Origin of the sequence: Nonomuraea basaltis, from assembly GCF_005893125.1 — a bacterium.
Classification (GTDB): domain Bacteria; phylum Actinomycetota; class Actinomycetes; order Streptosporangiales; family Streptosporangiaceae; genus Nonomuraea; species Nonomuraea basaltis.
In genome coordinates this window covers 1-21,837 of record NZ_VCJS01000093.1, presented here as the reverse complement: position 1 = coordinate 21,837, position 21,837 = coordinate 1, and the positions used below count along the sequence as shown (strand labels likewise).

Annotated in this window: 17 protein-coding genes and 2 pseudogenes; 13 read left to right on the top strand and 6 right to left on the bottom strand. The window is 68.3% G+C overall.

Annotation, left to right across the window (positions count from 1 at the left end; all coding sequences use genetic code 11):
* The first annotated feature begins 43 nt into the window (after positions 1-43).
* From EJK15_RS35465 to EJK15_RS35445, 5 genes are read left to right on the top strand one after another with little or no spacing between them, the layout of a single operon-like run.
* Positions 44-1,120 carry an ABC transporter permease gene (locus EJK15_RS35465; protein ID WP_206061284.1) on the top strand — a complete coding sequence of 359 codons (1,077 nt, stop codon included), beginning with the start codon at positions 44-46 and terminating at the stop codon, positions 1,118-1,120.
* Entirely contained in the window at positions 1,117-1,914 is a 798-nt protein-coding gene (locus EJK15_RS35460) for an ATP-binding cassette domain-containing protein (RefSeq protein WP_138714851.1), read from the top strand. Before EJK15_RS35465 ends, EJK15_RS35460 begins: the two co-directional genes overlap by 4 nt.
* On the top strand, positions 1,911-2,828 hold the full coding sequence (locus EJK15_RS35455; RefSeq protein WP_206061283.1) for a TIM barrel protein: 918 nt from the start codon (positions 1,911-1,913) through the stop codon (positions 2,826-2,828). The genes EJK15_RS35460 and EJK15_RS35455 overlap by 4 nt, the downstream gene beginning before the upstream one ends.
* A 15-nt stretch (positions 2,829-2,843) precedes the next feature.
* The gene (locus EJK15_RS35450) at positions 2,844-3,848 is read left to right on the top strand and encodes a Gfo/Idh/MocA family protein (protein ID WP_138714850.1); all 1,005 of its coding nucleotides are present in this window, start codon (positions 2,844-2,846) and stop codon (positions 3,846-3,848) included.
* 12 nt (positions 3,849-3,860) lie between these two features.
* Positions 3,861-4,715, top strand: a complete 855-nt coding sequence (locus EJK15_RS35445; protein ID WP_138714849.1) for a sugar phosphate isomerase/epimerase family protein — start codon at positions 3,861-3,863, stop codon at positions 4,713-4,715.
* Between the two features lie 104 nt (positions 4,716-4,819).
* On the opposite strand, the gene EJK15_RS35440 is transcribed toward EJK15_RS35445, so the two are convergent.
* Entirely contained in the window at positions 4,820-6,049 is a 1,230-nt protein-coding gene (locus tag EJK15_RS35440) for a mandelate racemase/muconate lactonizing enzyme family protein (protein ID WP_138714848.1), read from the bottom strand.
* A 123-nt stretch (positions 6,050-6,172) separates the two neighbouring features.
* On the opposite strand from EJK15_RS35440, the gene EJK15_RS35435 reads away from it, so the two are divergent.
* The 5 genes from EJK15_RS35435 to EJK15_RS35415 all read left to right on the top strand — a co-directional run bounded on the left by EJK15_RS35435 (position 6,173) and on the right by EJK15_RS35415 (position 12,372).
* The gene (locus EJK15_RS35435; protein ID WP_138714847.1) at positions 6,173-7,522 is read left to right on the top strand and encodes an ABC transporter substrate-binding protein; all 1,350 of its coding nucleotides are present in this window, start codon (positions 6,173-6,175) and stop codon (positions 7,520-7,522) included.
* Between the two features lie 6 nt (positions 7,523-7,528).
* A complete protein-coding gene (locus EJK15_RS35430; protein ID WP_138714846.1) occupies positions 7,529-8,392 on the top strand; it encodes a carbohydrate ABC transporter permease in 864 nt (287 codons plus the stop codon).
* Entirely contained in the window at positions 8,389-9,210 is an 822-nt protein-coding gene (locus EJK15_RS35425) for a carbohydrate ABC transporter permease (RefSeq protein ID WP_138714845.1), read from the top strand. The genes EJK15_RS35430 and EJK15_RS35425 overlap by 4 nt, the downstream gene beginning before the upstream one ends.
* A 30-nt stretch (positions 9,211-9,240) precedes the next feature.
* On the top strand, positions 9,241-11,466 hold the full coding sequence (locus EJK15_RS35420; protein WP_138714844.1) for a hypothetical protein: 2,226 nt from the start codon (positions 9,241-9,243) through the stop codon (positions 11,464-11,466).
* Positions 11,467-11,544: 78 nt separating this feature from the next.
* Positions 11,545-12,372, top strand: a complete 828-nt coding sequence (locus tag EJK15_RS35415) for a FadR/GntR family transcriptional regulator (protein WP_138714843.1) — start codon at positions 11,545-11,547, stop codon at positions 12,370-12,372.
* Positions 12,373-12,404: 32 nt separating this feature from the next.
* Here EJK15_RS35415 and EJK15_RS35410 read toward each other — a convergent pair whose 3' ends face one another.
* Complete coding sequence (locus tag EJK15_RS35410) at positions 12,405-13,160, bottom strand: SDR family NAD(P)-dependent oxidoreductase (protein ID WP_138714842.1); 756 nt, start codon at positions 13,158-13,160, stop codon at positions 12,405-12,407.
* Between the two features lie 174 nt (positions 13,161-13,334).
* Complete coding sequence (locus EJK15_RS35405) at positions 13,335-14,993, bottom strand: alkaline phosphatase D family protein (protein WP_138714841.1); 1,659 nt, start codon at positions 14,991-14,993, stop codon at positions 13,335-13,337.
* A 148-nt stretch (positions 14,994-15,141) separates the two neighbouring features.
* Here EJK15_RS35405 and EJK15_RS75025 point away from each other — a divergent pair.
* A pseudogene (locus EJK15_RS75025) lies at positions 15,142-15,378 on the top strand (TIM-barrel domain-containing protein); the annotation flags it as partial.
* Positions 15,379-15,537: 159 nt separating this feature from the next.
* Here the strand turns inward: EJK15_RS75025 and EJK15_RS35395 are convergent.
* Both EJK15_RS35395 and EJK15_RS78470 read right to left on the bottom strand, forming a co-directional pair.
* A complete protein-coding gene (locus EJK15_RS35395; protein ID WP_206061281.1) occupies positions 15,538-18,750 on the bottom strand; it encodes an alpha-L-rhamnosidase in 3,213 nt (1,070 codons plus the stop codon).
* Between the two features lie 1,039 nt (positions 18,751-19,789).
* Positions 19,790-19,894, bottom strand: a pseudogene (locus EJK15_RS78470) (NAD(P)-binding domain-containing protein); the annotation flags it as partial.
* Positions 19,895-19,991: 97 nt separating this feature from the next.
* On the opposite strand from EJK15_RS78470, the gene EJK15_RS35385 reads away from it, so the two are divergent.
* The gene (locus EJK15_RS35385) at positions 19,992-20,399 is read left to right on the top strand and encodes a MerR family transcriptional regulator (RefSeq protein ID WP_138714840.1); all 408 of its coding nucleotides are present in this window, start codon (positions 19,992-19,994) and stop codon (positions 20,397-20,399) included.
* A 129-nt stretch (positions 20,400-20,528) separates the two neighbouring features.
* The gene (locus EJK15_RS73115; RefSeq protein ID WP_206061280.1) at positions 20,529-20,780 is read left to right on the top strand and encodes a site-specific integrase; all 252 of its coding nucleotides are present in this window, start codon (positions 20,529-20,531) and stop codon (positions 20,778-20,780) included.
* Here EJK15_RS73115 and EJK15_RS35375 read toward each other — a convergent pair.
* The coding region (locus EJK15_RS35375; RefSeq protein WP_138714839.1) for an alpha/beta hydrolase family protein at positions 20,771-21,837 on the bottom strand (1,067 nt) is incomplete at its 5' end. The genes EJK15_RS73115 and EJK15_RS35375 overlap by 10 nt on opposite strands.

Below are 21,837 nucleotides of genomic sequence, written 5' to 3'. Positions count from 1 at the left end.
CCACCGGTCCCGTCCCGCCACGGACAGGGAGAGCCAAGGAGCAATGAGCAAACCGACCAGCGACGGAGCTCCGTCACTCACCATGCAGGATCATTCGCCGATGGCGCAGACGGCTTCGGCGAAGCGCACCCCGGAGGCCTCTGCCCCTGGGCCGTTCGGCGGGTGGCTGCGGCTGGTGCGCGGCCGCGGCGCGCTCGAGATCGGCATCATCTTCGCGCTGGTGCAGATCGGTTGTGTCGTCGCCTATCTGCTGGCGCCGGACAGCTTCCCCTACCTCTCAGAGGCCAATTTCAACGTCCTGAGCCAGTCGATCCCGGTGCTGGCGATCCTCGCGATCGGCGCGGGCGTGCTGATGATCGCGGGGGAGTTCGACCTGTCTCTGGGGATGAACTACACCTTCTGCGCGCTGGTGTTCATTCACTGGTACTCCGACGGGAACGTGGCCGGTGCCTTCATTCTGACCTTCGCGATGGGCATCGGCATCGCGCTGCTCAACGGCGTGATCGTGACCCGGTTCAAGATCCCGTCTTTCATCGTCACGCTCGGCATGATGCTGTTCTGGGACGGCGCCGCGCTGTTCTACAACGGCACCTCCGCCGCGCGCATGCAGCGGGGCGAGACCCTGCGGACCGTCTTCGCCGGGCAGGTGGGCCCGTTCCGGGGCCAGGTCGTGTGGCTGGTCCTGGTCGCGGTGTTCTTCTGGGTGCTCATGCACCGCCACAAGCTCGGCAACCACATCTTCGCCGTCGGCGGGAACGAGTCCGCGGCCCGGGCGATCTCCATCAACCCGACGCGCATCAAGCTGATCGCCTTCGGCATCCTCGGGCTGTGCGTGGCGCTCGCCGCGATCCTCGTCGCGGTGCGGACGCAGTCCGTCCAGCCCGGCACCGGCCGCGGCATGGAGCTGCAGGCCATCGCGGCGGCCGTGGTCGGCGGCGTGGCGCTGCGCGGCGGCAAGGGCAGCGTGCTCGGCATGGTGCTCGGCGCGGCGCTCATCCTCGTGCTGCAGGACATCCTGCTGCTCTCCGGAGCTCCCGGCTTCTACCTCAATCTCTTCATCGGCGTGATCATCGTCTTCGCCGCCGTCTTCAACCGCCTCATCGAAGGGAAAGCCGAATGAGCTCGAACGGCGCCGGCGAGGTCCTCCTGGAGCTGTCGGGCATCACCAAGCGCTACGGACCGAACACCTGCCTGAACGACGTAGGCTTCCAGATCCGCGAGGGCGAGGTCGTCGGCCTGCTCGGCGACAACGGCGCCGGCAAGTCCACCCTCGTCAAGATCATGTCGGGCGTCGTCCGCGCGGACGCGGGGCAGTACGCCTGGCGAGGCAGGAAGCTGACCGCGCCGACCCGCCAGGACACCGAGAAGCTCGGCATCGAGACGATCTTCCAGGACTCCGCGCTGGTCCCGTCGCTCACCATCACCCGCAACATCTTCATGGGCCGCGAGCTCACCAGCCCGCTCGGCCTGCTGAGGCTGCGCGAGATGGACCGCATCGCCGCGGACATCCTCGACAGCGTCGTGACGATCGAGGGCATCAAGAGCCCTCGCCAGCTCGTGAGCTCGCTGTCCGGCGGCCAGCAGCAGGCGGTGGCGATCGCCCGCGCCGTGCACTTCAAGCGCAGCCTGCTCATTCTCGACGAACCGACGAGCGCCCTGGCCGTTCGCGCCACCGAGGCCCTGCTGGCCTACCTCACCCGGCTCAAGGGCGAGGGCGTCAGCTCCGTGCTGGTCACGCACAACCTGCACCATGCGTACCAGGTGTGCGACCGGCACATCGTGATGAACCACGGCCGCAAGATCCTCGAGACCACGCGCGAGCAGACCTCCGTCAAGGAGCTCACCGCGGCCGTGGTCGAAGGGGAGATCGGCCTGCAGCGCCACCGCCAGTCCCTGACCATCGATAGGAGATGACGTTGTCGCACACCGGCCCTCTGTCCCGGATCCGGTTGGGCACGGCCCCCGACTCGTGGGGCGTATGGTTCCCCGACGACCCGGACCAGGTTCCCTGGGACCGATTTCTCGACGAGGCGGCCGCGGCCGGCTACCGATGGATCGAGCTCGGCCCGTACGGCTACCTGCCCACCGATCCCGAGCAACTCCGTGACGAGCTCGGCCGGCGCGGGCTGCGGCTGTCCGGCGGCGCGGTGTTCGCGGGACTGCACCGCGGCCGGGAGGCGCTGAAGGAGGCCATCGAGGAGTGCCGCGCGGAGGCCAGGCTGCTCACCGCGCTCGGCGCGAAATACCTGGTCTCGCTGCCCGAGGGATACACCGACCTCGACGGGAGCCTCACCCAGCCGGTGGACCTGACCCCCGAGCAGTGGAAGGACCTCACTTCGGGCATGTCGGAGCTGGCCGGCGTCCTCCACGAGGAGTCCGGCGTCCGGCTGGTCTTCCACCCCCACGCCGACAGCCACGTCGACACCCAGGAACGCGTCCTGCGGTTCCTGGAGGACACCGACCCCGAGGTCGTCTCGCTCTGCCTTGACACCGGCCACATCTCCTACTGCGGCGGGGACAACATCGAGATCATCCGGGCGTACCCCGAGCGGATCGGCTACGTGCATCTCAAGCAGGTGAACCCCGAGATCGTCCGGCAGGTCCGCGAAGAGAACCTGTGCTTCGCCGAGGCCGTACGGCGCGGCGCCATGATCGAGCCTCCCACCGGCATCCCCGCCATGGAGCCGCTGCTGGCCGAGCTCGGCCAGCTGGACGCCGACCTGTTCGCGATCGTCGAGCAGGACCTCTACCCCTGCCCGACCGACACTCCGCTGCCCATCGCCACCCGCACCCGCAAGTACTTCAACGGCTGCGGCCTGCGTCCCTGAAAGAGAGGAATCCCTGTGACCATCAACGTCGGTGTCATCGGGGCCGGCAACATCGGGGCCGACCACGTGACACGGCTGGCATCCCAGGTCGTCGGATCGACGGTCGTCGCCCTGTTCGACGTCGACACCGCCCGCGCGGAGCAGATCGCCGCCGGGGCGGGCGCCGTGACGCGCGCGAGCGCGCTCGACGTCGTCGAGGACCCCGCCGTCGACGCCGTGGTCATCGCCTCGCCGGGCGACCTCCACGCCGAGCAGGTGCTGGCCTGCATCGCCGCGGGCAAGCCCGTGCTCTGCGAGAAGCCGCTGGCCACCACGGCGGCGGACTGCCTCAAGGTCCTCGAAGCCGAGGTCGCCTCCGGCCGCCGATGGATCCAGGTCGGCTTCATGCGCCGCTACGACCCGGGCTACCAGGTCGTCAAGAACGCGATCGACGACGGCACGGTCGGCGAGGCGCTCCTCGCCCACATGGTGCACCGCAACGCGGCCGTACCCGACTCCTTCACCAGCGCGATGGCGATGACCGACTCGGTCATCCACGAGATCGACACCACCCGCTGGCTGTTCGGCCAGGAGATCGTGCGCGCCACCGTCGTCGCCACGAAACCGAGCCCCCTGGCCGCGGCCCACGTGCGCGACCCGCAGATCGTGCTGCTGGAGCTCGCCGGCGGCGGCGTGGTCACCGTCGAGGTGTTCGTCAACTGCCAGTACGGCTACGACGTGCGCTGCGAGGTCGTGGGCTCAACGGGCGTCGTGGCGCTGGAGAACCCGAGCGCCAACGTGCTGGTCACCGGCGGGCGGCGGGTCCAGGCGGTGCCGGCCGACTGGCGGGTCCGGTTCGGCGGGACGTACCTGGCGGAACTGCAGGAGTGGATCACCGGGCTGCGCGCCGGCGTCGTCGGCGGGCCGAGCGCGTGGGACGGCTACGCGGCCACCGCCGTCGCGGAGAGCGCCGTCGCCTCGCTCGAGACGGGCGAGCCCGTCCCGGTCGGCCTCGTTGAGCGGCCCGGTCTCTACGCCTGAGAGGAAACCACGATGAAGATCACTCTTGACCCGTACATGATGCGCCGCACGCCGCTGCTCGAGTTGCCCGCGCTCGTCGCAGAGCTGGGCTACGAATACATCGAGTTGTCGCCGCGCGAGGACTTCCTGCCTTTCTTCCTGCACCCGAGGGCCGATCGGGACACCGTCGTGGCCTTCAAGGCCGCCCTCGGCGCAGCGAATGTCAAGATCTCCTCGGTGCTGCCGCTGTATCGCTGGTCCGGCCCCGACGAGGAGGAGCGCCAGGCGGCCGTGCGCTACTGGAAGCGGGCCATCGAGATCACGGTCGACCTCGGCTGCAACGTCATGAACTCGGAGTTCAACGGCCGTCCCGAGCAGGCGTCCCGGAGCGAGGCCATGTTCTGGCGGTCTATGGAGGAGCTGCTGCCCGTCTTCGAGCGCCAGGGAGTGGAGCTGCGCCTGGAGCCGCACCCCGACGACTTCGTCGAGGACGGCAAGACCGCCGTCGACATGGTGCGCGGGGTCAACTCCCCGCTCGTGTCGTTCCTCTACTGCGCGCCGCACACCTTCCACCAGGGCGGCAACATGACCGAGATCATGGAGTACGCCGGCGATCTGCTCACCCACCTGCACGTCGCCGACTCCTTCGACCATCGCGCCTCGTCCGGGCTGCGCTACATCGTCAACCCGCCGGGGTCGGCCGCCCGCGTTCACCAGCACCTGAACATCGGCCAGGGCGAGGTCGACTGGGACGAGTTCTTCGGCACCCTCGGCCGCGTCGGGTTCGACGGCATCATGACCGCGTGCGTCTTCGCCTGGGAGGACAAGGCGCGCGAGTCGAGCTTGTTCATGCTCCAGGAGATGACCAAGCGGACGGCCTCGTGGTGACGGAGCCTTTGCTGACCACACTGGACGGTACTCCGGCCAACGCGATCATCACCGATTCAACGTCGTCACCTCGACAGCCTTCCGAGGGGCCAGGCGAACGCCGGTTATCGGGCTAGCGGGAGGGGATGGGTGGCGCCGGTTACGCGGCGGCGTACAGTGGCGCTCTGGTCGAGATCGGGGCGGAGCCGGACTCCGTGGCCGGGGGCCGTTCCCGGGCTCAGCCGGCCAGCGGAGATGTCCGGCAGGCCGGTGACAAGCTGCGGGTACCAGCTGGAGTAGTAGGCCCTGGTGGTCTCCTGGATGAACACGTGCGGCAGATGGACGGCCAGGTGCGCCGAGGCGGCCAGCACCACGGGCCCGCTGCAGTCGTGCAGCGCGAGGGGCATTTCGGCCGCGAGCGTGCGCTCGGCCAGAGCCAGGACTTCGCTGATCCCGCCACACCAGCCGAGGTCGGCGATGAGGACGTCCACCCCGCGCCGATCGAGCAGAGGGGCCACGGCCGTGCGGCCACCCAGCGTCTCACCGGCGGCGATCGGAACCGGGCTGGTCGCTCGCAGTTCGCCGAGCTCGGCGTACCGATCCGGCCGTATCGGGTCCTCGACCCACAGGGGATCGAACTCCGCGAGCGCCGCCAGAATGACCCGCGCCACGGAAGGCTCCCACAAGCCGTGCAGTTCCACGAGGAGGCGCATGCGATCACCGACGGCGTCGCGCACCTTGCGCAAGGGGCCGAGTCCGGCATCGAGGTCGGCCCGGCTGATCTCGCGTCCCGCCGAACGTTCGGCGTAGACGTCGAAGGGCCAGATCTTCATGGCCGACACCCCCTCGGACAGGAGATCCTCGGCCAGCCGGTCGGCGTGGTGGAGGAAGCCGTAGAGGTCCTCGTAGCGTCCCTCGCCGGCCACCCCCCAGTTGGCCGACTTCTGGCCGCTGGGGTTGCGCATGTAGTGCGGGCCCGCGCAGGTGTTGTAGATCTGCACGTCGCTCCTGACCCGGCCGCCGAGCAGTTCGGTCAGCGGCAGGCCGGCCTCCTGACCCATCGCGTCCCACAGCGCCAGGTCAATGGCCGACAGCGCGCGGACCTCGGCGCCGCTGCCCAGGTAGCCGACATAGCCCTCCAGCTCCGTCAGCAGCGCCCGCAACTCGTCCGCGTCCCGCGGCATGGCGCGCCCGACCAGGGCGGGCGCCAGAGCCTCGTGGAGGTGCGCCTCGGCCGCGGCGGCCCCGTAGTAGGTCTCACCCAGCCCGACGATTCCCGAATCGAGGTGCACCTGAACCAGCAGCAGGTTGGGCAGTTCCTCGACGACGAGTGTCTCGATGCCTTCGATGCTCATGAATGTCTTCTTACCGGCCAGACTGGTCTGACCGCAACTCCTGGATGATGTCCGGCATGGTTGACGAAACCTCCTGTTTACCTAGATGGTGGTCTGACCGGTAAGCCCGCAAAGGAGTCTGCGATGACGTTGACGACACGTACGATCGCCGGCCTGGCCCTCATAGCCGCCACCGTGACGGCCTGCGCCCCTGGTGCCGCACCCACCGAAGCCCCCGACGCGGGCAAGGCCGTGTCCAGTGCGCTACCGACCGAGCCGGTCACGTTGACATTGAGCCACTTCGAGGAAGGCGGCCAGGGAAAGGCGATCGAGCAGCTGGCCGCCAAGTATCAGCAGCTTCACCCCAACATCACGATCAAACCGACCTACACGGCCTTCGCCGACTACGGCAAGAACATCAAGCTGCAGATGTCCTCGGAATCGGCGCCCGACATCGCCCAGGCCGGCCAGGCGCAGACGATGCAGGGCCCGCTGGTCCAGGCGGGCCTGCTCCGGCCGCTGGATGAGTACGCCAAGCTGTACGGCTGGAGCGAGCGGTTCAAGCCGGGCCTGCTCGACCAGGCCCGGTTCTCCAAGGACGGCAAGACCTTCGGCGCCGGCGAGCTGTACGGCATAGCCTTGGGCGGCAACCTGGTTGGCATTTACTACAACCGGGACAAGCTCGCCAAGCTCGGCATCACCACCCCCTTCAAGGATCTGGCCGCCTTCCAGGACGCGCTGGCCAAGGCCAAGGCGGCGGGCGAGACGCCGATCCAGCTCGGCAACCTGGAGGCCTGGCCGGGCAATCACGTGCTGTCCGACCTGATCGCTCAGTACGAGCCGCACGAGAACGGGCTCAACTGGGTCTACGGCCGCAAGGGCGCCACCTTCGACAGTCCCGGTGTGCAGCAGGCCACCAAGACCCTCGCGGAATGGGCCGAGGCCGGCTACATCGACTCCTCCGCCAACGGCACCTCCGACAGCGACGGCGTCGGCAAGTTCGTCAAGGGCAAGGGCGTCTTCATGGTCTCCGGCAGCTGGAACCGGTCGCGTATCGACGAGAACATGGACGGCAAGGCAGGATTCACCGCGATGCCGCCGGTCAAGGCCGGTGACCCGGTCCGCGCGACGGGCGCGACCACCTCGCCGTTCAGCATCTCCGCCAAGACCAAGTACCCCGACGTCGCCGCCAACTTCATCGACTTCATGACCCGGCCGGAGAACGCGGCCACGCTCTTCCAGGGCGGTTATCTGCCCGTCGCCGAGCGTGACGCGGGCAAGCCCAAGGCGGGCAGTGCCCAGGAGGGTTTGGTGGAGACCTGGCAGCAGGTTCTCGCCGACGACGGGCTGGCGCTCTACCTCGACTGGGCGACCCCGTCGATGGGCGACACCCTCTTCCCCGCGGTCCAGCAGCTGATCGCCGGTAAGACGACGCCGGACAAGCTCATCTCCACGGTCCAGGAGAACTGGGCCGACGAACGCGGCAACGGCTAGGGCGATATGAGGGCCAACTCCAGAGTCGCCTACCTTTACATCCTGCCCGGCTTCCTGGTCTTCGCGCTGTTCGTTCTGGGGCCGCTGGGGCACACCGCCTGGCTGTCGCTGTACGACTGGGACGGCATCACCCTCGGCACCTGGACCGGGCTGGACAACTACACCGAGCAGCTGGCCGATCCCGACGTCCGCACCGCTTTCAGTCACTCGATGGTGTTTCTGTTCTTCTTCGCCGCGCTGCCCGTCGGCCTGGGACTGGTGCTGGCCTCGGTACTGTCGCGGTTCCGGCTGCGCGGGCTGGGCTTCTTCCGCACCGTGATCTTCCTGCCCCAGGTGGCGACCGCGGTGGTGGTCGGCATCGCGTGGCGGTGGATGTACGCCGACGAGGGGACCATCAACCAGCTGCTGTCCGCGGTCGGCCTGGACGGGCTGGCCCGCGCCTGGCTGGGTGACTTCACCTGGGCGCTGCCCGCGCTCGGGCTGGTCGGCACCTGGGTGATGTCCGGGCTGTGCATGGTGTTGTTCCTGGCCGGCATCAGCAAGATTGACGCCAGTCTGTACGAGGCGGCCCGCGTGGACGGAGCCGGTCCGGTCAGGGAGTTCTTCGCGGTGACCTTGCCAGGACTCAAGCAGGAGATGGCCGTGGGGCTCACGCTCACCACGATCGCCGCGCTGCGCTCCTTCGACCTGGTCTACGTCACCACCGGTGGCGGCCCGGGCAACGCCACCAACGTCCCCGGTTTCGAGATCTACAAGCTGGCCTTCCGCCAGGGGGCCGTGGGCGAAGCCTGCGCGGTCGCCGTGATGCTCACCGTGCTCATCTTCACCGTGGTCCTGTTGATCACCCGGTTGCTGCGGGAGAAGCTGTGAACGCCCGTTTCGAACGGCTCGGCGCCTACACCTTCCTGTGCCTGTTCGCCCTTGCCGTATTGCTCCCCCTGTTCAGCATCCTCTCGGTCGCCCTGCAGCCCCAGGGGGCGCCGGTCACCGGCCTGAGCTGGCCAGACGATCCGCAGTGGGGCAACTTCGCGCGGGCGTGGACCACCGGCTCCTTCGGCGACCTCATCACCTCGAGCGTGATCGTCGCGGTGGTGGTGGTCCCGGTCGCGACGGTGCTGTCGATCATGACCGGGTACGCCTTCGGCACCATGCGGTTCCGCGGCAGCACCCCGCTTTTCTACGTGATGCTGATCGGCATCGTCATGCCGTACGAGGCCACCGTCGTGCCGCTCTACTACGACCTGCGCCAGTTCGGTCTCACCGACAACTACCTGGGCCTGATGCTGCCCGAGATCGGGTTGTCGGTGTCGTTCGGCACGTTCTGGATGCGGGCCTTCTTCCTTTCCACGCCCCGCGCGCTGATCGAGGCGGCCCGCATGGACGGCGCCAACTCCTTCACCGTCCTGTTCCGTATCTTGCTGCCTGTCGCCCGGCCCGCCGTCACCACGCTCATGGTCCTGTTCTTCGTCTGGACCTGGAACGAGTTCCTGCTGTCGCTGGTGCTGCTGCAGGATCCGGCCGTCCGCACCGCGCCCGCCGGCCTCGGCCTGTTCGTCGGCCAGCGCACCACCGACGTCGCCGGACTGTCAGCCGGGGCCCTCATCGTCACCGTCCCCGTCGTCGTCGTCTACCTTTTCCTGCAACGCCATGTGATCCGCGGCATGCTGCAGGGCGCCGTCAAGGGCTGACCCTTTCGAGGTAGAAGGAAGGCTCCGTACGTGTCCCACGCCATCGACTTCCGGTTCGCGCCCCCCTCGCGCTGGACAGCGATCTGCCTGCCCGACGACCCGCACAAGACCCTGGTCCGCGAGGACGGCGCCCTGCTCTACGGCTTCACACAGACGCACCTCGCGGCCTGGCACTTCGCCACCGTCGTGGAGTTCTCCGCCCAGACCGCCGACCGGCCCGTGTCGGTGACCCAGTGCACCGAGTCCGCCGCACGCCCCATCGTGGTCACCACCATGCGCTACCCCCGGCTGGAGCTCACGCTGACCGCCTTCGCCCACGAGCACGACGGCTTCCGCGCCGATGTCGTGATGTGGGAGCTGACGCACATCGGCGACGACGGCGAGGTGCTCACCGGACTGCACATCGACCACCACGACCGCGACGCGGTGCTGACGGGTGGCACGACACCGTTCCACGTCGCCTACTCGGTGGCGCCCGAGCAGGCTCCCGCCCAGCCGATCTGGATGGACGACACCGCCGAACAAGACGGCACGCCGCTCGGCCCTGTCGCCCTGGTCCACCGGCCGCAACGGCTCCATCTCGCCCACCCGACCGGATTCCGCCCGGCCACCGGCCTTGACGTCACCCCCGAGATCCTGCGACCAGGCGGGCGTACCGGCGGGGCACTGGTCCTGCCGCAGCCGGCCGTGGCCAAAACGCCCGCCATCGCGGACCTGGCCTGGGCCGAGGCCGCCCTGACCCGTGCCCGCGCCTTCTGGGACGAGCTTCCAGCGCTACGGCTGCCGATCACCGTGCCCGACCCGGCCGTGCAGGACCTGCTGGTGGCCTGCGTGCGCAACCTGCTGCAGGCGCGGGAGATCCGCGACGGGCTGCCGGTGCCGCAGGTCGGCGCTACGGTCTACCGCGGCTTGTGGATCGTCGATGGCCATTTCATCCTGGAGGCGGCCCGCTACCTCGGCTTTGCCGCCGACGCCGACGCCGGTGTGCGGGTACTCCTGCGCCGGGCCAGACCCGACGGCTCCATCACCGGGTTGGAGATGGCACCGCACATCAAGGAGACCGCGATCGCGATCGCCACGCTGGTGCGGCAGTCGGAGCTCAGCGCCGACCCGCGTGGCGCGCTCAGCTCGCACTGGCCGGTGGTGCTGCGCGCCATCGACCACATCGCCGACCTGCGCCGCCAGGCCGACGCGTTGCCCGCCGGCCACCCGCTGCACGGCCTGATGCCGCCGGCGTTCGCCGACGGAGGAGTGGCAGGCGTACGGGCGGAGTACACCACCACGCTGTGGACGCTCGCGGGGCTGCGCGCCGCGGTCAGGGGAGCGACGATGCTCGGCCGCGCATCCGATCGCAACGCGATTCACGCGCAGTACCTCCAGCTGCGCGCCAACTTCGACACGGCGGCCCGCCGGCACCGCGAGGAAGGACTCGCGTACCTGCCCATGATCCATCCGGAGAGCGGATCGCATCACTACCACGCTGGTCCCGTCGAGGCCGACGTGGCCGCATGGCATCGGATCCGGCCCGGCAGCGCCACGTGGGCGCTGTGCCAGGCCATCTGGCCGGGCGAGGTGTTCGAGCCCGGCGACCACGTGGTCACCGACCTGCTGACGCTGTTCGACGTGCTCGATGACGAGCAGGGGATTCCTGCCGAGACCGGCTGGCTGCCCTACCGCGCCGTCTGGCCCTACGCCGCCTCGTTCGCCGCGCACGCGTGGCTCTACGCCGGCCGTGCCGACAAGGCGGTCGACTACCTCTACGCCTTCGCCAACCATGCCGCGCCCACCCGCGTATGGCGGGAGGAGCAGTCGCTGACCGCCACCGGCAACGGGCAGCTGTGGGGCGACATGCCGCACAACTGGGCCTCGGCCGAATTCGTGCGGCTGGTCAGGCATCTGCTGCTGTTCGAGCGGGACGACACACTCGAACTGCTGCCCGCCGCACCGGCTGGGTGGTTCAGGGCCGGTCAGACCATCGAGCTGGAGCGCAGCACCACCCGCTTCGGGCCGGTCAGCCTGCACGTCACGACCGAGCACACGGACGTGGTCACGGTCACCGTCCGCTACACCCGCCAGGGCGACGCTCACCCGGCCCCGGACCGGCTCTCCCTGAGCCTGCCCCTTCCCGAGGGGGCCGCGGAGCGACCCACCGAGATCACCGTCGACGGCCGCGCGGTGCCGCCCGCCGACGGGCGGATCCCGCTGGCCACGGTCGACGACGTCACCGTCCGCATGACATACCGTCGGCTATCATGATCAGGGACGTTTGCCTCCGGCGGGGGCGGGAAATAGCATCCGGTCTGACCGCGCGGGGTGCTGTCGGGAGGATCACCGGTGACGATTGACGCCGTTCCGCGTGACATGCTGTCCACCTATCTCGAGGACGCCTTGCTCACCGGGAAGATCAGCCCGGGCAGCCGGCTTCCCTCCGAGCGGCTGCTTGCCCAGCGTTTCGGGCTCAGCCGCCCCTCCGTCCGTGAAGTCATCAAGGAACTGCAGGAGCGTGGGCTGGTCCGGGTCATTCCCGGGCGCGGCACGTTCGTCCGCGAGCCGAGCAGCGTCGACAGCATCCGCCCGCTGGAGGCCTATTACCGCCGGCGCAACGCCACCCCGCGCGAGGTGACCGACGCGCGGATCATGCTGGAGACCCACGCCGCCGTGCTGGCCGCGCGAAACGCGACCGAGGACGATCTGACCGCGCTGCGCAAGATGCTGAGCGCCTTCGAGATGGCCGGCAACGTCGTAGAGAAGGCCCGCGCCGACATCGCCTTCCACATCCTCATCGCGCGGGCCGCCCGCAACTCCGTGCTGGAGGTGATGTTCCTGTCGATCGCTGGGCTCACCTTCGAATACATGCTGCGCAGCCTCGCCGATCCCACGATCGTCCGAGAGGGCGCCCCGTACCACGACGACATCCTCGCGGCGATCGCCGACCGCGACACCGAACGGGCTCGCCGCGCCATGGAGGGCCACCTGTCAGTGGCGCACTACCACTACGGCGAAGACCTTGACCAGGGGCTCGACACGCTCGCCCGCCGCGAGCTCACCCGGCTAATGGGGCCGGGTGTGTCACTCGACGGCATCATCGAATCGGTGCTGACCGCGCTCGACGGCCCTGACGACGACCTGCTGCGACTGGAGCCCAACTCCCGTCAGCGCTAGGGTCTGTTTTCAAATTGATCTTCAACTCCTGGTCAGTCCTGGTTGAACAGCGAGCAGCCGCCGTCGGCCAGCAGGGTCGTGCCGGTGATGTAGTCGGCGTCGGGTGAGCACAGGAACGCGGCCACCCTGGCCACCTGCTCGGCGGATTGCGGAACTCCCAGCGGAATGGCCTGGGCGGCCCGCGCGGCGTAGGCGGGCTCGTTGTCGAACTGCCACTTGGCCAGGCCCGCGGCCACGATTCCCGGCGCGAGGGCGTTGACGAGGATGCCGTGCGGTGCCAGCTCCTTGGCCATCGACCGGGCGAGCATCGCCACGCCGGCCTTCGACGCGCTGTAGGCCGCGATCTCCGGCCACGGCACCGTGCCGACCCAGGATCCCGTCAGCACGATGCGCCCGCCAGATCCTTGGGCCACCATGCGCCGTGCGGACGCCTGGGCCGTGTGGAAGCAGCCGGTGAGATTGATCGCCAGCTGTTGTTCCCAATGCTCGACAGAGATTTCCAGGAACGGGGCGGATTTGACGACGCCGGCGTTGGCGATTGCGATATCGAGATGCCCGACCTCGTCGACAGCGGCGTCCAGGGACGGCCGATCGCGCACGTCGGCCTGCACATAGCCCACCTTGCCGTGCGCGGATGCGGTGGCGATCCACGGGCGGGCCTCGGCAGGCGACTTCACGTCCAGGAGCGTAACGCGAGCTCCCCTGCGAGTCAGCTCGGCGGCCATCGCGGCACCGATGTCTCCTGCGCCACCGGTGATCAACGCGGAGCGTCCCTCTAGTACGGGCATGATCCATTCTCCTCTGGTTTGACCGGTCAAACCAGAATCCTACGCCGGAGCGACGCACCTGCAGCAGATGGCGCGGTATCAGCGCTGACGGTCGGCGGGTGACCTGGAGTAAGCGTCGCGCGGGCAGGTGAGCGGCCGCGGAAGCAAGCCGTCCCGCCCGCCTGCCCGACGTGGTCAGCGTTGCGGTTGCTCGGCGAGATGGTCCAGCTCGCCGGCCACGTCCGGAATGCTCAGAACGCCGATCGGCGGGTTGTCCGCTGTCTGGTGCAGGCCGGGGTTGCCCGCCTCCACCGCGAACGACGCACGAGTCGAGATGGGCGCTCCAGGCCGCGTAACGTAGGGCACGATCCGGTAGTCGACGGTCAACGTCTCCGGAGTCGCCGTGGCGCGCACGTAGCCACGCTGAACGTTGTGGAACTTCAGGTGCGGATTGGCGGCGAGGAACGTCTGCCCGAGCCCGTCCTGGTCGGCGCCGTCCTTGCCGGAGGCGATCGAGGTCCCGGCGAACTCCACGCCCATGACCGGAGAGTTCGGGTCGTCGAAGTCGGGCTTGAGCTCAGCCGCCAGGCTGCGGTGGATGTCACCGGACAGCACCACCGGATTGCGCACGTTGTGCTCCACCATCCCCGACAGCAGCCGGGCGCGGGCGGAGGCGTAGCCGTCCCACAGATCCATGCCGAAGGCCTGCACGTCGGGACTGGCGTCGTGGTCGAGCGGCGCCATGAGCAGTTGCTGCGCCAGCACGTTCCACGTCGTACGCGAGCGCGCGAGGCCGCCGAGCAGCCACTCCTCCTGCCTGGCGCCCAGCATCGTCCGGTTCGGGTCCAGCCGGTCCGCGCATCCGACGTCCAATCCGTCGCCGCACGGCTGGTCGTCGCGATACTGGCGGGTGTCGAGCACGTTGAAGGTCGCCAGCCTGCCGAAGGACGCGCGCCGATAGAGCCGCATGTCAGGCCCTCCAGGCATGGAGGCGCGGCGCAGCGGCAGGTGCTCGTAGTACGCCTGGAACGCGGCGGCCCGCCGTTGCAGGAAGACCTGCGGGTCCTGGTCGGGCTCGGTGTCGATCTGGGAGATGTCCTTGGCCCAGTTGTTCTCCACGTCGTGGTCGTCGACCGTCACCATCCAGGGGAACGCCGCGTGCGCGGCCTGCAGGTCGGGGTCGGTCCGGTAGAGGGCGTGCCGGTTGCGGTACTCCGTGAGGGTGAAGGTCTCCTTCAGGTACTGCTCGGGCAGGCTGAGCCCGCGCACCCCGCCGGTGGCGCCCACGCCGTACTCGTAGATGTAGTCGCCGAGGTGGAGGACCACGTCCAGGTCCTCCTGGGCCAGGTGCCGGTAGGCGGTGTAGAAGCCCTCATACCAGCACTGACAGGAGACGAAGGCGAACGCCAGGGCGCTCATGTCCGCCCCCGGCGCGGGCGTGGTCTTGGTCCGGCCGACCGGGCTGATCTCGCCGCCCGCGCGGAACCGATAGAAGTACTCCCTGCCGGGACGCAGGCCGTGCAGCTCAACGTGCACGCTGTGCCCACGCTCCGGTCTGGCCAGGCTGATCCCCTCGCGAACGACACGCCGGAACCGGTCATCAGCGGCGACCTGCCACTGTACCTTTACGGCCTGCTCCGGCATACCGCCGCGGCCGTCCAGGGCGAGCGGCTCAGGAGCCAGCCTGGTCCACAACACGACCCCGTCGGGCGCCGGATCGCCCGACGCCACCCCAAGGGTGAACGGGGTGCTCGCGGCAGCCGCCGTTCCCGTCCCGATCCAGCCTGGTATTGCGGCTGCCGAGCCCGCCACCAGCGTCGCTGTGAGGAATCCTCGACGGCTGTACCTGTTCATGCGCGAGCTCCTGTCGATCATGGTGCGTACCCCACCATGAACACAGAAGCCGGAAGTGATCAAGAGGTTGAAATATCGTGGATTTGTGCTTAATGATCGCCCACGGTCCCTCGTGTTTCGCAGTTGTGGGTGATCATGTAAGCGCTGGGTCGCCTTCGGGCTCATGTCCTCCCCCTCGCGGCTGCACGGCTCATCGTCCTACCGCGTGCCGTGGGCCTTCGGCGAGGAGGCCGTGGAGGTGACCCGGCTGTTCACGAGACTCAAGCTCCGCCTGATGCCGTCCCGACGGCACGTGGACGAGCTACCTGACGGGCGAGCGCGTCGAGGGCCTCCGGTTGGACCTGCGAACTCGCCTGACGACGCCACGGAACAACGAATTTCATGACGTCCTCTTGAGACGGTTACCGTCAGCGCGGCCTCGTGTTCCCGCACGGTCCAGAAGGGCGCCGCTCCACCCGCAGACCGCAAGGGCGTCGATTAACCAATAGTCCCATCTTGAGCATGCTGGATCCCGGTCTCCGTATGGAGACCGGGATCCTGTGAATCACTGGGCAGTAGCGGCTATGAAGGTGAACGAACCGGACGGGACGTTGTACACGGCGTAGTTCCCATCCATTCGCAGGAACTTCGCCCGATGCGGGCTCACGGTGGAACGGAAGTCCTTCGCCGGCACCCAGACCTCAGCGGTGGTGTTCGCGGGGACATCGACCGTCAGCTTGAACCATCGGTCACCCTTGGTCCATGCGGAACGGGCGGTGCCCTGCGGCGCTTCGTAGCTGCCCTGCACCGAGGTGAGGTCGCCGACCGGCTTGGGCTGAATGACGAGGCGCCGGTAGGCGGTGGAGCCGTCGGCCTCGCGGATGCCCGCCAGCCCGGTGTGGAACCACTCCTCGATCTGCGCGAGGATCATGTGGTTCTTCGAGGCCCCGCGGTTCCACTGTTCGCCGATCGTGGTCATGCCATTGGGGTTGGCGCTGGTGGGCTGCATGAAGAACCCGTAACTCGGCTGGTCGTCGCCTTGCAGCAGGTCCCACAGGACGTCGTCCCTGCCGCCGTCGGCCAGTGCGCGGACCGTCGGGGCCATGCCGATGGTGCCCCCGCTGAAGTGCGGACCGTCGCCGATGGGGTGGTAGGCGTACACGAGCTCGACGAGCGCGTCGAGGACCGCCTGGCGTTCGCTGCCGGGGACGATCCCGGCGTCGAGCGCGAGCGCCTGTGCCGTCTGCGTCGCGCCGGCGTTACCGGCGCTGGTGTAGCGGCGCAGCTCCTGGTTGTAGAAGTGGGCGTTGAAGGCGTTCTTGATGTCACCGGCGAGCGCCTGGTAGCGGGCGGCGTCGTCGGTGTGACCCGTCAGCTCGGCCATCGTGGCCAGCTTCGTGATCATGATGTAGTAGCCCCAGGTGCCGGTGATCCGGCCCGAGGTCTGGTCGGCCGCGACCCAGTCGGCGAGGGCGGCGTCGACGATGTGCGCGTTCTCGCCCGTCCCAGCCTTCTGACGCTGGATGTAGTCGGCGAAGTCGACCATCTGGTCGTAGTACCGCTTCATGGTGTCGGTGTCGCCGTAGAGCTCGTAGAGCATCGCGGGGACCAGGATGATGGCGTTGCCCCAGTTGATCTCGTCGCCGAAACGTCCGCTGTAGCCCCAGTCGTAGACCGGGGTCTTCAACGCCACGTTCCCGCGCATCGGGGTGTCGGCGATCGACTGTCCCTCGACGAGGTGCCGCATCGTGGTCCGCAGGTAGGCGGCGAGCTCGTAATTGCGGTGGATGGCCCCCATCGGCATCGTGTAGTCGGCCGGGTACGACAGCTTCTCCCGGCCGGGGCAGTCGGTGAACACCGACATCATGTTCGACGCGAAGGAGTATCGGGCCATCCTGTGGATGCGGTTGACGCGGGCGTTGGAGGTGGTGACCTCACCGGCCACGGGGGTGGCGGCCTGCAGCCGGATGCCTTTGATCAGGTCCTTCGTGGGGGTGTAGCCCTCCGGCAGGCCGGTGACCTGGATCCATTGCATGCCGAAGTAGCTGAAGTCGGGGTGCCAGGTCTCTCCGCCGCGGAGTCCGGCGGTGGTGTAGGTGTTGAACAGGTCGCGCCCTCGGTTGCCGCCTCCCCCCATGAGGGAGGCCTGGTCGACGGTTCCGTCGGGGGCGAGTGACTCGGCGGGCGCCATCCGGATGGTGACCCCGCCGGCCACGGTGCCCTTGAGGTTCAGCTGCGGCCACCCGCTGATGTTCTGGCCGAGGTCGAACACCCAGGTCCCCGGTGCCGGGTTCGTCATCGAGACCGGCGTGAACGTTTCGACCGCCTTCACGGGCTCGGCCGTGCGGGCCACCAGCTTGGTGGCGAGGTTCGGGGGCGGCGCGATCCCCGCGTCCACCCACGACATGTCCGAGCCGTCGCGCCGCCTGGCGGTGGCGGACAGATCGGAGCCCGGCAGGTCCCAGCCGACCTGCTCGCGCCGTGCGTCATAGTCGGAGCCGGAGTACCAGGCGTCGGTGACGAGGGCGCCGAGGGCGGTGCGCCAGCTGCGGTCGGAGACGATGACGTCCGTCGAGCCGTTGCTGTAGCCGATCTCCAGCCGCGCGATCATGCGTGGTGTGACCGCGGCGCCGGCGCTCGCGTCGCTTGCCGCGATGTTGTTGCCCGATCCGGTCACCGTCGCACCGGAGGAGTGTGCCTTGGACAGCCCCGGCGTAAAGGTGATCCCCGTGCCGTCGGCGCCTGCGGTGCCGATCGCGGTGATGGTGCGGGATTCGAGGCTGTCGCCGCCGTTGCCGGTGTCGATGTTGACGGTGCCGCCGACGTGGTAGTTGGCGACATTGTCGAGTCTCACGGTCGTCGCGCCGGCCTCGGCGTCGGCGGCCAGAGTGCCGCTGCCCTTCAGCTGACTCTGCCACCACGAGTACGGTGCCGTGCGGCCGACGGCCGGATTCGTTACGCTGCGCCGCACGTAGGCGGGGCCGTTGCCGAGCCGGACACCGAGGGTGTTGGCCCCGGTGCGCAGGTCGTCGGTGATGTCGTAGGTGCGGTACTCGCTGGAGAGCTGGTAATTCGAGTAGCCGGGCGCGAGCACTTCGTCGCTGAGCTTGCGGCCGTTCAACGTCGGGAGCTGCAGGCCCACGCCGGAAAGGTAGAGACGGGCACTGGCCACGCGCTTCCTGCGGTCGACGGCGAACTGACGGGCGAAGATCGGCATGGGCTGCGCTTCGGTGCGGCCCGGGTACTCGATCCAGCGTGCCGGGCCCCAGTCACTCTGCTGCAGCAGGCCCATCTCCAAGGAGGAGGGCTTGCTCCAGTCCGATGGCTTCTTGTCGGCGTCCCAGACGCGGACGTGCCAGACGACCTTCTGACGCGAACTCAGCGCCTGCCCGGCGTAGCGGACGCCGGACTGGACGGCGGAGTTCACCTTGCCGGAGTCCCAGATCAGCCGGCCGCGCTTGAGGTTCTCCTCGCTCGTCGAGGCTTGGACCTGGTAGGCGGTCTGCGCGTCGCCGGGACAGGCCGCCCGCGAGAGAGGCCGGCGGCACGGATGAGCGGCGGCTTGTCGTGTCTCTTGCATCCGCCACCCCAGCGAGGGGGTGGGATTGTCGATGCCGAGAGATTCGTCGTTCCGGCCGTCCACATTGAGGTCGACGACCTGGACGGGCGATGGCGCGCCGGCGATGGCCGGTGGAGCGCCGAAGGGCTGCGAGACCACAAGGGCTAAGGACACCCCCAGTCCCGCGAGCATGCGGATCCGACGACGTGATTTCGACACAGATCACTCCCTTCCCGGCCGGCCCTTGCCGCGCCGGCCGGTAGTGCTTCGCCTGCTTGTGCCTGGGGTCGCACCTGGGGCCAGGGCTCGAGGTGGCCAGGCGATCCGCCCCGGTGGCGGGGCGGGAGGGATCGTCAGGCGCTGGCCTCGTCGTCGGCGTCCGTCGCCGCGGAAGGGGTCGCTATCCGCTGAAGGTCAGTGGGGTGACCCGGCGTGGGCGGGCACGAGGGTGGCGCTCGGGTCGCCGAATGAGTCGGCGTGAGGGTGAATGCTGTAGCCGCCGGTTCGGGGAACGCACAACATCGTCCGGCGGGCTCAACTCTGTGCGGTCGGGCGGGCCGCGGGACGAGCGGCCGAGAACGACCAGTTCAGGGCCATGGGGGTGACGGAAGGCTCGCACAATGCGCCTCCGCGGAGATTGTAAATCGATTTAAGCAAGGCGTCGTTGTCGTTAACGTAGGCGTTACGTAGTCCGGCGTCAAGAGGAAGTTCGTGCAACGGTTCACAGTATTTACCCATGTGTGAGACGTGTGCGATTAGAAAAATGAATAACGATACCCATCCTGGCCGAGGCCTGGACCAGCGAAAACGGGAGTATCTCTCAGGCGGCGTGCGTGCTTGTGGGAGGCGGTGGCGATCTCTGGCGAGCTTCGCCGATCAGGCCGCCATGGACTGTCACCGGTGCACGTTTACGTTTCTGACGTGCTTATACGTAAGAAGCGGCCTGCCTCTGTGGGGCTGGGGGGACGATGGCGTGCTAGTCCAGCCGCACACCTGCCGCTATTGACACGCGACTGCCGGCCGCCTACGGCCTGGGGGGTTAAAACGTTTTGTCCGAACTTTGGCTGAGGGCAGGTGAGCACCTGGCGTTGGAGTGCCTGGAGGAGACCCTGGCGAACGCGCTGCCGGGCGATGTGGGCGCGGTCCGTCTCGACGCCTCGCTGCTGATCGAGCTGGACATCCGCACCCAGTTCCTGGCTGCCTTCACCCATGCCGGTGGCCGGAAGGTCGCCCAGTCGGTGGAGCTGAAGCGCAACATCCTGGCGGTGCTGATCGCCAACTGGCCGGCCTTGGAGGTCGTACGGTTCCACACGGTTGTGGGATGCCCGGCTTTCAGGAACGCGCCGGCGAGTGCCTGGCCCATCAGTCCGAGTCCGATGACTGTCACGGGTGTATCGGTATTGTTGTTCACGGCATCATCGTCAACGTTGATACCCGTGTGAAGGCCAAGTGAGGTTTCGGTGCGGATCGGGGAACTGAGTCGTCGGGCGGGCGTCAACGCTCATCAGTTGCGCTACTACGAGGCCCAAGGCCTGCTGGAGGCAGACCGCGGCGCGAACGGTTACCGCGAGTACGACGAGAACGCCGTGCTGCGGGTGAAGCAGATCCGGCACCTGCTTGGTGCCGGTTTGTCCTCTGAGGACATCGCGTACGTGCTGCCCTGTGCGGTCGGAGAGGCCCCGGAGCTGCTCGGGTGTCCCGAGTTGCTGGCCGCGATGCGGTCACGGCTGCAGCGACTGGACGATCAGATGGACAGGCTCGCTCAATCCCGCGACGCTCTTGCCGACTACATTGATGCGGCCGATCGAATGGGCAGCGAGAGCTATCCACCCTTTGACGATGCTGACCAGGAGCCCGTCCCCGCCTGAGCGGCAGGGGTGCTGGCTACGGCCCGAGCAGTGCCAACGGGATGGCGGCAACGCCGTCCCGGCGGCGATACGCGTGCTCGCCGGCGTACAGGACGAAAGCGTCGATCAGGTCGTCCTAACTGATGTTTCGTGAGATGGCTGACTCCGCGCGACCTCCGCGACCTCATCGACGCCGGGGTGTCCATTGAGGCCGTCCGCCGCCGTCTCGGCCACGCCTCCGCCGGGACCACCCAGCTGTACGCCCTGCTGGACGACAAGGTCGCCCACGCCTGCGACAACTCTCCAAGGGCCCGGGCTCGCCGTCGTGCACCGGGCCAGGCAGGCATCCGGCCTCTTCAGCATCCCCCGACGGCTTCAGGCGTCGCCGGGCCTCAGGAGTGAGCGCAGGTCGCGGGGCAGAACTTGGCCTCGGGGTAGCGTGAGGATGGCTTGTCCAGGAGGGGCTGCCGCTGCGACTTCAGGTGCTGGTCGAGGAAGGCCGCCACGTAGGTGCGGGTGAGCTCTGCGCCACGGGCCGCGGGCAGCATGCCAGGGAGAGGTTCGAGGCCGAGGACGTCTGCCACCAGCGGGATGTCGGTGAAGGACTGGTGTTCGGCGTCCGACAGCACGAGCCAGCGCTTCCACCCGGTCAGCAGCTTCCAGTCACGGTCCCACGAATTGTCGCGGCCGCCCGGGACATGCTCTTGCGAACCCAGGAACATGAAAGGCCGGGAGAGGCCGCTCTTGGGGATCCGGGCGTAGGTGGTGCCGTCCATGTCGATTCCGGCGCGTATGCGTGGGTCTTTGACCATGGCCGCCACGGCGCTGGCCCCGCCGATCGACTGGCCTGCCATCGCGATCCTTTTGCGGTCGATCAGGTCGTGTCCGTCCCACTCGGAGGTCAGCTGGTCGAGGACGAAGGAGACGTCGGCGGCTCGGCCCTGGACCAGCCCGGTGCCGAAGCCGGGGTCGGTGTTGCTGTCGCAGGCGAGGCATTCGGCGACCCGCCCGTCGGACAGGGTGGTGGCGTAGCTTTCGTAGGTGTGGTCGATCCCGGCCACGACGTAGCCTCGGCTGGCGAGGTCCTCGGCCAGGGAGGTGAGCGTGCTCATCGGTTTGGTGAAGCCGGGGGAGAGCACCACCAGCGGAAGCTTGCGCCCGGAGGGGTCGGCGTTCTTGGCGGCGTTGGTTCGTGTGTTGCTCAGTGTGTTGTACGGCGCGGTCGAGATCCCGGAGCCTTTCAGGAGGAGCTCCGCTTCCTTGGCTGTCATGTAGGGCGAGCGCTGCCCGTCGCGCTGCTTGGCCGGATACCACAGGGTGACCTTGAGCTCCCTGGCGTCGACGTCGAGGTCCCAGGGATCGGGGCGGGAGGTGTCGGTCAGATGCAGGGTGGTGGTGCCGACCGGCCGGGGGCCTGTCTCTTTTACACCTCTTACGCTGCCGCCGCTGTCTCTTATAC